Origin of the sequence: Thiomicrorhabdus sediminis (genome assembly GCF_005885815.1) — a bacterium.
Lineage (GTDB): Bacteria > Pseudomonadota > Gammaproteobacteria > Thiomicrospirales > Thiomicrospiraceae > Thiomicrorhabdus > Thiomicrorhabdus sediminis.
In genome coordinates, this window is record NZ_CP040602.1 from 237059 (window position 1) to 251121 (window position 14063).

General features: G+C 47.7%; 12 protein-coding genes. 2 read left to right on the forward strand and 10 right to left on the reverse strand.

Annotated elements, in window-relative coordinates; translation table 11 throughout:
- Positions 1 to 110 precede the first annotated feature (110 nt).
- Both FE785_RS01010 and FE785_RS01015 read left to right on the forward strand, forming a co-directional pair.
- Positions 111 to 935, forward strand: coding sequence for a tRNA 2-thiocytidine biosynthesis TtcA family protein (locus FE785_RS01010; protein WP_138563541.1), 825 nt, complete (start codon positions 111 to 113; stop codon positions 933 to 935).
- 121 nt (positions 936 to 1056) lie between these two features.
- Positions 1057 to 2055 (forward strand): GGDEF domain-containing protein, encoded by a 999-nt coding sequence (locus FE785_RS01015; RefSeq protein ID WP_138563543.1) that lies wholly within the window; start codon positions 1057 to 1059, stop codon positions 2053 to 2055.
- A 613-nt stretch (positions 2056 to 2668) separates the two neighbouring features.
- Here FE785_RS01015 and FE785_RS01020 read toward each other — a convergent pair.
- The 10 genes from FE785_RS01020 to fmt form a co-directional block, all read right to left on the reverse strand.
- Complete coding sequence (locus tag FE785_RS01020) at positions 2669 to 3070, reverse strand: hypothetical protein (protein WP_138563545.1); 402 nt, start codon at positions 3068 to 3070, stop codon at positions 2669 to 2671.
- A gap of 73 nt (positions 3071 to 3143) precedes the next feature.
- Complete coding sequence (locus FE785_RS01025) at positions 3144 to 4043, reverse strand: DMT family transporter (RefSeq protein WP_138563547.1); 900 nt, start codon at positions 4041 to 4043, stop codon at positions 3144 to 3146.
- Positions 4040 to 4627, reverse strand: coding sequence for a class I SAM-dependent methyltransferase (locus tag FE785_RS01030; RefSeq protein WP_138563549.1), 588 nt, complete (start codon positions 4625 to 4627; stop codon positions 4040 to 4042). Before FE785_RS01030 ends, FE785_RS01025 begins: the two co-directional genes overlap by 4 nt.
- 15 nt (positions 4628 to 4642) lie before the next feature.
- Complete coding sequence (locus tag FE785_RS01035) at positions 4643 to 6094, reverse strand: TrkH family potassium uptake protein (protein WP_138563551.1); 1452 nt, start codon at positions 6092 to 6094, stop codon at positions 4643 to 4645.
- 17 nt (positions 6095 to 6111) lie between these two features.
- Positions 6112 to 7515: a Trk system potassium transporter TrkA gene (gene trkA, locus FE785_RS01040; protein ID WP_138563553.1), complete on the reverse strand. Its 1404-nt coding sequence runs from the start codon at positions 7513 to 7515 to the stop codon at positions 6112 to 6114.
- 55 nt (positions 7516 to 7570) lie between these two features.
- The gene (locus FE785_RS01045) at positions 7571 to 8911 is read right to left on the reverse strand and encodes a sigma-54-dependent transcriptional regulator (RefSeq protein WP_138563555.1); all 1341 of its coding nucleotides are present in this window, start codon (positions 8909 to 8911) and stop codon (positions 7571 to 7573) included.
- On the reverse strand, positions 8911 to 11088 hold the full coding sequence (locus tag FE785_RS01050; RefSeq protein ID WP_138563557.1) for a sensor histidine kinase: 2178 nt from the start codon (positions 11086 to 11088) through the stop codon (positions 8911 to 8913). The genes FE785_RS01045 and FE785_RS01050 overlap by 1 nt, the downstream gene beginning before the upstream one ends.
- Positions 11085 to 11756 (reverse strand): DUF4390 domain-containing protein, encoded by a 672-nt coding sequence (locus FE785_RS01055; protein ID WP_138563559.1) that lies wholly within the window; start codon positions 11754 to 11756, stop codon positions 11085 to 11087. Before FE785_RS01055 ends, FE785_RS01050 begins: the two co-directional genes overlap by 4 nt.
- Before the next feature lie 3 nt (positions 11757 to 11759).
- On the reverse strand, positions 11760 to 13094 hold the full coding sequence (rsmB, locus tag FE785_RS01060) for a 16S rRNA (cytosine(967)-C(5))-methyltransferase RsmB (protein ID WP_138563561.1): 1335 nt from the start codon (positions 13092 to 13094) through the stop codon (positions 11760 to 11762).
- Entirely contained in the window at positions 13094 to 14035 is a 942-nt protein-coding gene (gene fmt / locus FE785_RS01065; protein WP_138563563.1) for a methionyl-tRNA formyltransferase, read from the reverse strand. The genes rsmB and fmt overlap by 1 nt, the downstream gene beginning before the upstream one ends.
- Between the last annotated feature and the right edge of the window lie 28 nt (positions 14036 to 14063).

Below are 14063 nucleotides of genomic sequence, written 5' to 3' on the forward strand. Positions count from 1 at the left end.
CTTTATGGCAATAATCATGAATGCAAGTTTTGTTAGTGATATGACAATGCGATTTCAGCTTGGCGGCAAGCAAGTGTAAAATAGCCAGCAATTGAGAAAGGGTAAAAATTATGACCGAGCAAGTAGAGATCAAATTAACCAAAAAAGAACGTACCAAAGATTGGATCATACCGCCTAAGGCAATTATGAAACTGGTGGGACGTGCAATGGCGCAATATAAAATGCTCAAAGACGGTGATCGTGTTCTATTGGGCTTGTCCGGTGGTAAAGATTCGTTAAGCCTGTTGGTGATCTTGAAACACTTGCAACGCCATGCTCCAATCAAGTTCGAGCTGGCCGCCTGTACCATCGACCCGGAAATCCCAGGGTTTGACCCATCGCCACTGAAAGAGTGGTGTGCCAAAATGGACGTACCGTATTTCTATGAAAGCGAAGATATGGTTGGGCTTGCCAATGAACGTATGAAGGGCGATTCTTTTTGTAGTTTCTGTGCACGTCAAAAGCGCGGTATTTTGTATACCGTCTGTCGCCGCGAAGGCTATAACGTGCTCGCCTTGGCACAACATCTTGATGACTTGGCGGAAAGTTTCATTATGTCGGCCTTCAATGCCGGTCAGCTGCGTACCATGAAGGCGCACTATCTAAATGACGATGGCGATATCCGTATTATCCGTCCATTGGTACGTGTGCGTGAAAATCAAACCCGTGATTTTGCCGAAGCAGCCGAATTACCGGTTATTCCCGATAACTGCCCGGCTTGTTATGCCAAGCCGCAAGCACGAGCCGAAACCAAGCAATTGTTGCTTGAACAGGAAAAGAAAAACAAACATCTATACGCCAATCTATGGACGGCAATGCAGCCTTTGATTGCCGACGATAATCATCAAGGTAATGCGGATTTGGATGCAGCAGTGGATAATTCTGCGAGTGATTGATTGTAACTGTCCATTTTTTAAATCAGGACCGAGTACCCTTTGTGTATTCTGTTGAATTTAGCTAATATAAATTACGTATAATTAAGAATGTTAGCCGTTATTTGAAAGCAAGCCTATTTTTATGCCTGAAGCCAATATTTATGATCCCGATCTATTAACAAATAGAGTCTTGCGCGGTCTTGCCATCGCACTCACCGTTTTGGCAATTGTTTTATCGGCACTAAATATCTATTTGGAACAATACTCTCTTGCAGTGTTTGAATGGGGGTTGGCGCTTGCGTGTATTTTTGTCTACTTCCAAATAGAAAGGCATAAGCTGACGTTTCTCCAATCGTTAATCGTGCCTTATTTTTTGGCAATCGTGGTCATTTTCGGAACCGTTGGCGCACCGGTGCAGAACGGTTTATATCTTTGGACATTAATACTACCGACGATATTTTATCTTCTGTATGGCAGGGATCATGGGTTCTGGGCGACATTGATTATTGGAGTTATCCAACTTATTAATATTTTAAGTAAAGACAGTTCGGCTTTTTACGAGGTTGAGCGCATTGCCACCAATTTTGCTTTGGCCTATTTAACGTTATGGGTCGTCAGTCGTGCCTATGAAATCAACCGTAAGAAAGCACAACTGGCGTTACAGCAATTGGCCTTAAAAGACTCGCTGACGCAAGCCTACAATCGTTTGGGCTTGAAGCAATATTTCCGTGATGCGGTTAAGTCATCCAATTTGTCTTTAGTGATGCTCGACATCGATTTTTTTAAAAAAATTAATGATGATTACGGGCATGAAGCCGGTGATCAAATTTTGCAGCAAGTCACTCAGCTGATGCAAAAGATAGCCGGAGAACAGAGCGTTTTTCGCCTGGGCGGAGAAGAGTTTTGTTTATTGTTGCAAATGCCTAAGGCGGAAGCTGCCAACATTGCAGAGGAATGCAGAGTTTTGGTGGAGTCTTCCGTATTTCACTATAAAAACGATACGCTTAAATGTACCTTTAGTGGTGGTGTTGCCGGTATTGGAGGCAAAGCTGACAAAGATTTATCGCAATTGCTCGCTGAGGCGGATAAAAAGCTTTATCAAGCTAAACATAATGGGCGTAATCAAATTGTGGTTGACTAGTTAGGGTTGCCATTTTCTGCTCACTTTTCTTTTTAGCTGAGTTGCGAAGCCCTTATAAATATCGTTATTCCTTTGATTCCTATATTGGGCTTCACGTTACTATTTTTGCTTGCCCAAAAATAGTAACCACAAAAAGGGCACCCTGCTGACACTCTTTATTTCACTAAGCTTGTCTGCTGACATTCCTGAACTCGCTACGCTCGAACAGCAGGAATGCTTAAACGCATCCTTCGCTAAGTGAAATCACAAGAGCTTACAAAAGGGGACCCGTTCCGCGCACGTCATTTTGGTTCAACCACTTTCTTTTTATCGTAGGTTTTGAAATACCTAGAGATATTTTCCCATCTAAGAAAAAAGACTTTTACGACCTCGTCCCTTTGGAATAAATAGTGCAGAGTTCTTAACGCAGTGAACGATTAAAAAATCCTGCTGTCCGAGCGTAGCGAGTTCAGGATTTTCAGTGAATGAGTTTTAGAACCTGCCTATTTATGGAGCAGGGTGTCTTTTTTTGCTTACTTTGTTGGACAAGCAACAAAGTAAGGGGAAGCCTGATAGATGGGAATTAGGGTTTATCATGAATCAAATAGGCTTCTCAATTTCGATAACTGGGTTATTAGATTAATTGAATTGCGCAATAGGTTAGTCCAACGTAACCTGAAATGAACGTGATAAGACCGCATAATGCTAATACCCAAATGAAAAAATCGATTACAGAGGTATTTTTGTTCGCATTATCAATTAATCCACTTAATTCTTTTCTCCAACGTTCACCAAACAAATAATCTCTAGCGATCACTAGAAATAACATGATTGTTAAGCTGATTATTGCTGTAGTTAATGACCACCATGAATAACCTAGGATGCTGGTAATATTTTGCGGAATTTCTTGATTGTTTATAAATAACCCTATGGATATGGAAAGTGCTCCACCCGATAGAATAAATATAGCTTTTGTTAAAGAGTCCGCTCTATTTCGAACATCTTGTTGATGTGCGTTAAATTGCTCTAAGCTCATGTATTTTCCGGTCGTTAAAATTTTGTATGATTATCCTACGAATATATGGTTACGCATGTCAACGTACTGAAAATCAATTATTTTTTCGATACCCCAAAAGCCCCACACCAAAAATAACCATCAAAACCCCAATGCCATGCCATAAACCAAACGGTTCATTAAGAATCCAAACCGCTAGTCCAAGCGTGATTATTGGCCCTAGTGTTCCGATAATACCGGTTTGCGCTGGGCCGATTTTGTGGATCGCCTCACTGATCATAAAACTTGGAATCACGGTGCTGACAATCGCCAGTAAAGCCAGCCATAGCCATGCTCTGGCCGTGATATGCAAATCGGCAAAGTCGTTTAAGGCGATAAAATGCACCAGCATAAACAAGCTGGAAATGGTCATTGCCGCGGCGGTAAACCAGACGCTGCCGTGTTTTTGGATTTGCTGTTTGCCGATTAATACATAAAACGAAAAGGATAGTGCCGCTAAGGCGACCAGTAGGGTGCCTAGTACGACATTGTCACCACTTAGGTTGAGCTCTTGATAAAACACCAGCCAAAGCCCGGCGTAGCTGATAATCAGCGCGATAATGACCTTGCGTGTTAATGGATTGTCGAAAAACAGCGCGCCTAATAAGGCCACCATCAATGGGTAGGTAAACAGGGTTAAACGTTCGAGCTGGGCGCTGATGTATTCTAAGCCTTTGAAATCGAGCCAAGAGGATAGGTAGTAGCCGATAAAGCCTAAAAAGGTTATCAGGAGCCATTTAGGAGGGCTGACTTGCTGAGAGCGGTTGTTCTGTAACCAGAGCAGAATAAACAGATAGATCGGAAAGGCTATCGCCATGCGCATCATCAATACGGCGTCGCTGTTTAAGCCTTCGGCATAAGCGAGTTTGATAAAAATCGATTTGACCGAGAAAAGCGCGGTGCCCACTATGGCGAGTATAAAGCCGATAGTGTGGCCATGATGTGCTGTTGTCATGCCGTTTTGCGGCCGACAAACCAGGCATAGCGCGCTTTTTGCCCTGCATCGGTCTCGTTTGCCAACCAGCCTTCACCATATACCAGAGTTTGCAGTTTATTGAAGGCTTTCGGCAGTTCGCCGCTTTTTAAGTAAAAATCGGCATTGTTCGGCGCATTATCCTGCACGGGGTCAAGAAAAGTTTGATAAAACAGTAAGCCATTTGGCTTTAACGCATCTTCAAGTGCTTTGAATTGGTTTCGATCCAGATAGCGGCAGACAACAATGACATCGAATTGCTGATAAGGCAGTAGCATCTGCTCAAGGTCGGTGATTAACGGCGTAATCGGCAGATGGTTCAAACTGGCATAGTTATTCACCAAGGTCAGTGCATTATCGGAAATATCCCAGGCATCGGTTTTCAGGCCGCAGCGTGCCAGAAAACGCGCGTTGCCGCCTAAACCGCAGGCGTAGTCTAGGGCGCGCCCATTAAAGGGCAGCAATCCACTGTGTTGTTGAAGGACATAGCAGGGTTCTGCCGCGGTGTTTAAATCACTCTCGGCGTATTTTAGATCCCATTTTTCGGCTGAAGATAATACAGACATCAATTTATACAGTTGTTATTTACGCCAGAAGGCAGCAGTGAAAAGTACCAGCAAAGTGAAGATTTCCAGACGCCCAAGCAGCATGGCAAAGGTCAAAACCCATTTGACCGGATCACTGAGGGCCTGATAGTTGGCGGCGACTTCACCCAGTCCCGGGCCCAGATTGTTCATGGTAGCGGCCATCGCCGAAAACGCGGTGACCTGATCGACACCGAGCGCCATAATTACCAGCATTAGCAATGCAAAGGTAAAGACGTAGACCGCCAAAAAGCCCCACACCGCCATCATGACTTTTTCCGGGATGGTCTTGCCGCTGAGTTTGACCGGCATAATCGCATTTGGATGTAACAGACCGTTGACCTCACGCATTCCTTGTTTGAAGAGCAGGACAAAACGAATGACTTTCATGCCGCCGGCGGTTGAACCGGCGCTACCGCCGATAAAGCTCATGAAAATCAGCATAATCGGCAAGAAGCCCGGCCAGATGGAGAAATCGGCATTGGCAAAACCGGTGGTTGTCGCTAGGGATACAGTTTGGAACAGGCCATAACGCACCGCGTCATACCAGCTATCGTAGACTTCCTGAAAATACAGATAAGCCACCGCAACCAGCGATGCGCCAAATAACAGGGCGGCATAAGCTTTGAATTCCGGGTCGCGGAAATAGGCATAACCGCTCAGACTGCGAAACGCGGTGAAGTGCAAAGCGAAGTTAATACCCGACAGCAACATGAACACAATGGCGACGATTTCGACTTCAATGCTGTCGAAATAAGCGATGCTGGCGTCATGGGTGGAAAAGCCGCCGATGGCGACGGTGGAAAAACTGTGCGAGAAGGCATCGAACCAGTTCATGCCGGCGAGCCAATAACCGATAGCACAGGCCAAAGTTAAACCGAGGTAGATGTACCAGAGGGCTTTGGCGGTTTCGGAAATACGCGGTGCGATTTTGGAGTCTTTGATGGGCCCCGGAGTTTCCGCGCGGTAGAGCTGCATACCCCCGATACCTAGCATTGGCAAAATGGCGACCGCCAATACGATGATCCCCATACCGCCTAGCCATTGCAGTTGCTGGCGATACCACAAAAAGGCGTGTGGCAAGTTATCAAGACCGGTAATGACGGTGGCACCGGTGGTGGTCAGGCCGGAAAAGGATTCAAAAATCGAGTCGGTAAGCGATAGGGGAACATCCTCATCCAAAAAGAACGGAATGGCCCCGGCGAGTCCCAGTACCACCCAGAACATCACCACAATAATAAAACCGTCGCGGATTTTCAGGTCGCGACTGTGGTTGCGTACCGGATACCAGATAAACAGGCCGGTCAATAACACACCGATCATAACGCTGGTAAATGAATTAAGGCCGCCGTCTTGGTAATAAAGTCCGACCATAATCGGTGGCAACAGGCTGATGCTGTAGACCATCAGCAGCAAGCCAAAGACTTTTAGAATGACCCGTGAATGCATCGCGTTCGACCCTTGCCTTAAAAATTAAACCAGCTGGATTTTTCTTCCGGTGAGAACAGTCTGGCGATTTGCTCGGCACTTTCAGGATTGGTAAGGAAGATAATCGCATGGTCTTCGGCTTCGATTTCCAAGCTGTGATGGGCGATAATGACCTTGCCGCCACGGATGATACAACCGACGGTGATGTCACTCGGCCATTTGACCTCGCCAATCGTTTTACCAATGATTTCCGAACTGTTCTCACTACCATGTGCGACCACTTCCATTGCCTCGGCCGCACCGCGTCGCAAGGTGGCGACCTTGATGGTGTCGCCCTTGCGGGTATGGCTCAATAGGTGGCTGGTGGTGATGCTGTCCGCCGATAGGGCGATATCGATACTGTTACGTTGGATCAGTTCGACATAGGATTGGTTGTTGACCAGTGAGATAACGCGATGGACGCCGAGTTTTTTCGCCATCATTCCGGAAATAATATTCGCTTCATCGTTATTGGTAACCGAAACGAACAGGTCGATTTCTTCGATATTCTCTTCAACAAGTAGGTCTTTATCGGAAATGTCGCCGTGGATAATCACCGTGTTATCGAGCGATTCGGCAACCTCTCGAGCTTGTTGCATATTGTGGTCGATCAGTTTGACCTGATGGTGTTTTTCCAATGCCTGGGCCAGGCTGAAACCGATATTGCCGCCACCACCGATCATAATGCGGCGTGATGGGCGCTCTTTAAAGCGGCGCAGTTCATTAACGATAATCGGAATATGGTCGGCCTCGGCAAGGAAGAACACCTCATCCCCGGCCTTAATGACGGTATCACCGGTTGGGATAACCGCCTTATTGCGGCGATAAATGGCGACAATACGGGTTTTGATGTTTTCCGGCAGGTGATAACTTAAGGCGCGGATCTGTTTATTAACCAGGAAACCTTCAGCATAGGCACGCATCGCCACCAGACGGACCTTACCACCGGCAAAGTCGATGACCTGAAGTGAACCTGGATAGGCGATCAACTGCAAAATATATTCGGTTACCAGTGTTTCCGGGCTGATCAACACATCGATTGGAATCGCCATGGTGTTTTGTGTGCGATCAAACAGTTCCGGATGGTCGAGATAGGAGCGACTGCGCACGCGAGCAATTTTCTTTTGCGTCTTGAACATGCTGTGTGCCAAGTGACAGGCGAGGATATTGGTTTCATCGTTCTGGGTCGCGGCAATCAGCATGTCGGCTTCTTCGCATCCTGCTTGGGCAAGGATGTCAGGGTGAGAAGCGTGGCCGGCAACGGTGCGGATATCGAGTCTATCCTGTAAACGCTGCAGGTTCAAACGGTTCAAATCAACAACGGTGACGTCATTGTTTTCTTGTGCGAGCAGTTCCGCTAACGATGATCCGACTTGTCCGGCGCCTAAAATGACAATATTCATTGATGTCTATCTATCTCACAGTTGAAGTCTGGCATTAACGCTATTGTACACCCGATTATTGGGGGTTTTTCGGGTCAATGCCGAGGTTTTTCAATTTTCGGTAAAGGTTGGTTCTGTCCACGCCGGAACGTTTCGCGGTTTCTGAGACATTGCCTCCCGTCTCACGCAATAGCTGGCTGATATAGCGGCCTTCAAACTGCTCTTTGGCGGTTTTCAGCGGGACACTGGTATCAACCACTTCGCCGGCGGAATCCTTGCTGCGAATCTGGTTGATAATCTCTTTGACTTCCTCGTCATCGACTTCGTCATTACCCAAAATAAGCAGGCGTTGAATCAGGTTTTGCAGCTCTTTGAGATTACCCGGCCAGTTATGCTGGCGCAGGATATTTTGTGCCGGTACGCTGAAATGGCGATATTCAAGACCTTCCAAGGTAACGAAGTGATTAACGAAATAATCGATCAGTTCAGGAATGTCTTCGGTATGTTGACGTAATGCCGGAATATGGATTTGCATGACCTTCAGGCGCTGGTACAGGTCTTCACGGAACTTGCGTTGATTGACCGCGTCTTCGATATCGCCCCGACTCAATGCAATCAGCCTGATATCGGTGCTCATCGGCTCTTCTTGACCTTCAAGCTGATAGGATTGATTCAGGACAATGCCCGCCAATAGGGCTTGAGCGCTTTCACTAAGCTGTTCGATATGTCCGATAAGCAAAGTGCCTTGGCGCAGTTCGCGCAAGGCCTTTTTCAGGTTGCCTTGATTGTCCGGCTGACAGAGGATATTGAAATCCTGGGCATGGAACTCACGCAGCATGTTCTGCGCGCGCTGCGAGGTCTTATGAATCGCCTGACCAAAATGGTGTTTGCCGGTACCGGGCTCACCTGTGACCAGAATCGGCATGGTGAATTTTGATAAACGATCGAGCGTTTCACGCAATTGAATGACCGCCTTGCTTTTACCGATAGGTAGGTATTGTTCCGGCTGCTTCTGTTTAAGCTGACGGTTTTCCTGATGCAGTTGGCTGTGTTCTAGAGCGCGTTCCGCGGTGACAATCAGTTTTGCCAGCGAGAGCGGTTTCTCGAGAAAGTCATAGGCCCCGAGACGGGTCGCTTCGATAGCGGTTTCGATGGTACCGTGGCCGGACATCATAATGACTTTGCTGTGTTCGAGAACACCTTCTTCATGCATCTGCTTAAGCAGGGAGATGCCGTCAATATCCGGCATCCAGACATCGAGGAAGATAATATCGGGCATAAACTTACGCCACGCGGCTTGTGCTTGCACGCCATTGGCGGCGGTCTCCACTTGGTAGCCCTCTTCCGCGAAGATCTCTTCCATTAGGCTACGGATATCTTTTTCATCATCGACGATTAACAGTTTGCCGGGTTTCATTAACGCTCTCTAGCTATAGTCGGTAAGGTGATTATAAAGCACGAACCCTTGTCAGGTGAAGATTCCAGGGAAATTTGCCCATGATGTTCTTCAACAATCTTACGTACTACAGCCAATCCTAACCCAGTACCCTTAGGTTTGTCAGTAGCATAAGGTTCAAAAATCCAGTTTTGTGACGATTCAGGAATGCCCGGGCCGTTATCACAGACCCGAAGTTGCAGTTGTTCGCCATCCTCGCAAGCAGTGCTAACGACAATTTGTGCCGATTCCACCGTGGCGCAGGCCTCGATCGCATTCTTGATCAAGTTATGTAATAGCTGGCGCAAGCGCGAGCTGTCAACGATCGCTTTAGGGCAGTTTTCATCAAGTTCCGCATTGACTTGCCAATTGGCTTCGGGGTCTTGATACATATCGGTGATATTGCCGATCAGTTTATTGATCTGCGTCGGCTTCAATTCGACTTCCGGCGTATTGGCGTAGTCACTGAATGCCTGTACCAGCTTCTGCATGGTGGAAACCTGTTCGGTAATGGTCTCGACCATGCGGGTTAGCAGTTTACGGTCGCTTTCATCGAGCTTATTGAATAGTTTGAATTTGAGACGTTCGGCAGACAGTTGAATCGGAGTCAGCGGGTTTTTGATCTCATGCGCAAGACGGCGCGCGACATCGCTCCAGGCCGCATGGAGCTGGGCTTGAACCAGTTCGGTGATGTCGTCGATAACAATGACATAACCGCCGATTTTGCTGTCGATACTCGGCAATGTTGAGCCGTGTATGGAAAGAATCTTCTGCCCGCGTTTACAGGCAAATTCGAGTTGCATCGCCCAGGGTTTATCGGATTTTTCAAACATCTCTTCGATCTGCGAGAGCATGTCTTCGAGATGCATGCTGTCTTCGCGCTCGCTGACTTCGGAAAGTTTTTTGCCGATATGACGACTCAGGTCGGTATTGAGGATGGCAAAGGCGGCATCGTTAATGGTGCGCAGACGATGGTTCATGTCCATCGTCATGACCCCACTGGAAAGGTTCTTGATGACCGTTTGCAGATAGAGTTTTTGCACTTCCGTCTGTTGATGTCCGATTTTGATGTCGTTTCGCGCCCGTGAAATACGCTGGATCATGTCGTTAAAGGAGTGGATCAACTCGCCGAACTCATCATTGTCATCGACCTTCATGGTCACGCTATAGTCTCCCTTGGAGACCGCTTTGGTGCCTTTGGCGAGGGTGCGGATCGGACGGGTGAAGTTTTGCACCGCGCGAATGGTGAAAAGAATCGCGGTGACCAACGATAGCAATAGCACCATCGATAGGACGAGAATGAAACTGGCGGTCAATGGACCTTTTAGATAGGACAGCTCTTTATACTGACCGGAAGCGACCGCAACCGATTCGGACAGACTGATCATCTCCGCCGGAATCGAGAAAATAATCTGCAAGGCGTTTTGGGTGCCCAAAGTTTTGTCGCTGATCGGGATAAAGACGCGAATAAAACTCTCTTCATTGATTGCTCCCGGTTGGGTTTCGATCGCAGCGTAGGTCTTATTGTTGCGAATTTGTTGGAATAGGTTGTCCCCGGGAGTGATCGGCAGGATATTGACGCCAAATTCACTACTGAATGCGACTAGCTGTTGGTTAAGCTGAAATAGGGCGACTTCCTGCGCATTGAGTTGTTGACGAATGCGGTTGACTCCGAGAATGGGCGATATGGTCAGTAGGTCCTGATTCGATTCGGCGATCGATTGGCTGTAGTTCAAGCTGTCTCGGGTTTTGTTATCCAGTGTCATGCGCACCAAAGAGGTGGCGTTATTCAGCGCGACTTCGGTTTTGACATCAAACCACTGGTTGATACCCTGCTGAATGAAACTTAATGAAAAATAGAAAATAATCGCGGTCGGAATTCCGAGCAGTAGGGTTGAGGTAATGGTTAAACGCAAGGTGACCTTGCTTCCCGGAACCCTGCGGCGTAATTGGCCATACAGGTGCCAGGCGGTTTTCGCCAGAATAAAGAGCAATAGGCTCACGCCACCAAAGGTGAAAAACAAGAGGGTCGAGTAGGTGTCGGCGAAGCTTGATGCGTTTTGCAGAGTTTGGCTCATGATCACCAAAGCCATCAGCAATAGGCTTGATAGCAGGGTTAACCAGCCATAATGTTTTAAAAAGCGTAAAACTCGATTCATTGCCAACTCAACGGGGTTTTAAGAGTGGTTTCAAACCACTGACTGTCCAAGTGCCATTCATCATTAAACAAGGCTTCCAAAATTAACGGCGTTGGCAGTTTCCAATAATCCAGAGAGATACGCATACGCAAAGTATAGCGTTGTTCCGGGTGCAGTTCAGATAAGGATGCTACTGGAAACGCCTGCAGGGTCGCAAGTGTTTTTAAAGCTTCATCGATGGTACGGAAAGATTGCGACTTGTTATTACGGCTATTGTAAAGAGTGTATTGGCGACTCACACCATAAGCATAAAGTTGGGTGTGAAAGATCACGTTTTTACGGGTGCGCTGATATTTAAAGCCTAAAAATCGGCTCGCTTCGGTCAGCTGGATTTCGATTTTGAAATTCAGCGCAATCTCATGATGCACCGCATCTATAACCCTTTCGGGAATATTAAAATGACTGGTTGAATCGATCAGCAGCTGTTTGTCTTGCTGGTAATCGGTGACATTGAGAATGTCGATTTTGGGTTCATCGGCCGCGTGGCTGGCGATTGGTAACAGCACAAAGCAGGCAAATAAGCCAGGCGTTAATGCCTTGGCCAGATGTTTTTTGATCCGTGTCCAATTAAACAGGCGGTAATAATTTGCGGCAAGATGTCCGAAGCTGACTGATTGAACCGCAGCCATTGCTTACTGCACCTGTTTCTTTTGTAGTAGACAGTAGTAAAAACCGTCCATGCCGTGAGTGCCCGGTAGAAATTGCGAACCAGGTGTTGGCAGTTTGATGGCGCTGCTTAAATCGAGCTTAATCTCTTCGGCATCCTCGGTTTGTTGCAGAAACTGCTGTATTTGTAGGGTGTTTTCCTGAGGCAGCACCGAACAGGTCGCATAAAGCAATTTCCCGCCGGGTTTCAGGGTCGGCCATAGAGCCTGCAGAATAGACGCCTGGGTTTCTACCAAGGCTTCGATGTCTTCAGCGGTTCGATGCCATTTGATATCCGGGTGACGGCGGATAATACCGGTTGCCGAGCAGGGGGCATCAAGCAGGATTTTATCGAATGGTTGCTTGTCCCACCACTGATCGGGCTGGCTGGCATCGCCTACCTGATAATCGGCCTCAAGATCAAGGCGGTATAGGTTTTCCGCCAGTCGTTCAAGGCGTTCTTCGGCGACTTCCAGGGCCAATACCTTGGCTTGATTGTCGCTGACTTCCAGTAAGTGGGTGGTCTTGCCTCCCGGTGCCGCACAAGCATCGAGAATGCGTTCATCCGCCTGCGGTTGCAGAATCAATGCGGCCTGCTGGGCGGCACCGTCCTGTACACTGAAGCCGCCTTCCTCATAAGTCGGGAATTGGCTGATATCGGCACTTTGATTAAGAATGATGCCGTGTTCGCTGTCCGGGTGGGCGCTGGCCTCAATGCCCTGCTTGCTGAGTTTGGCAAGGAATTCGTCGCGGCTTTGTTGATGGCGGTTGACTCGCAAGGTGAGTGGGGCAATCTCGTTGTTGGCCTGCATAATTTCTGCCCACTGGTCCGGGTAGGCTTTGCGTAACGCTTTAAATAACCATTGCGGGTGTGAGTATCTTTGTGCCGGTTTCAGGTCGACCTCATCACAAATGCTTTGCTTATCGCGTAAAAAATTACGCAATACGCCATTGACCAAGCCCTTTGCCCAAGGTTTTTTAAGTTTGTTCACCACCGCTACTGTTTCACCAACCGCAGCATGCTCAGGTGTATCCATATAGAGGATCTGATAAAGACCAAGCAGGATTAACTGATTGACATCTTCATCCTTGGCTTTCAGCGGTTTTTTTAACAGTTGCGCGCGAATTGCTTCCAAACGAGCCTGCCAACGGATGGTGCCCAGTACCAGATTCTGTGTGAAGTTGCGCTCACGACGGTCACTGAATTGCGCCAGACCTTCCGGCAGGCTCTGGCTTAAAGAACGTCCGTTTTCGACAACGGTTAAACAGATTTTCAGCGCAATAAAGCGGCTGTTTAGCGCATTGTTGGCTTGCTGATCCATTAGAACTGATATCCGCTTAATTGACGAGCTTGAGCGAAGTCATAGGCGGACATCGCTTTTTTAACTGCCGGTTGAACTAGGCTGACACAAAGCGGTTCATCGGCAGTGCCGATAATCATGCCTTGTTTGCTGAGGGCAATCACCTTGCCGGCTTGGTTCTGGTATTGCGATTTTTCATCGTCATTCAGTAATCTGGCCTGCCAAATGCGTAACGGCTTGTCTTCAAAATGGGTAAAGGCGACAGGGTATGGATTGAACGCCTGAATCTTGCGGACAATCATCTGTGCCGGTTGTTGCCAGTTGATTTCGGCCTCGGCCTTATTCAGTTTTTCAGCATAGGTGACCAGGCTTTCATCCTGTTTTTCAGGCGATAAGCTGTTGGTTTCGAGCTGCCGTAAAGTCGCCAGCAATGCCTCGCATCCTAAAGTGCTTAAACGGTCATGTAAGGTTTGAGCACTGTCATCGGCGTTGATATTTGTATGCAGTTTATAGAGCATGTCGCCGGTATCGAGTCCGGCGTCCATCTGCATAATGGTAATACCGGTTTCTTTATCGCCGCTTTCAATGGCGCGCTGAATCGGTGCGGCGCCACGCCAGCGAGGTAACAGTGAGGCATGAATATTCAAGCAGCCAAATTTAGGCATATCCAAAACCCGCTGTGGAAGAATCAATCCATAGGCGACAACAATCATAATGTCGGCATCAAGCGCTTTGAGTTCGGATTGGGCGTCCGGGTCTTTAAGCGATAGCGGTTGATAGACTGCAATGTTTTGCTCTAAAGCCACCTGTTTGACGGGGCTTGCCGTCAATTTGCGGCCTCGTCCGGCGGGGCGGTCTGGTTGGGTATAGACCGCCACCACGTCATGTTCGGATTCTATAAGGGCTTTTAGAGGTGCAACGGAAAAATCAGGGGTTCCGGCAAAAACAATGCGCAGGCTCATAAAAATAGGATTCTTTTCATTGTGGTGG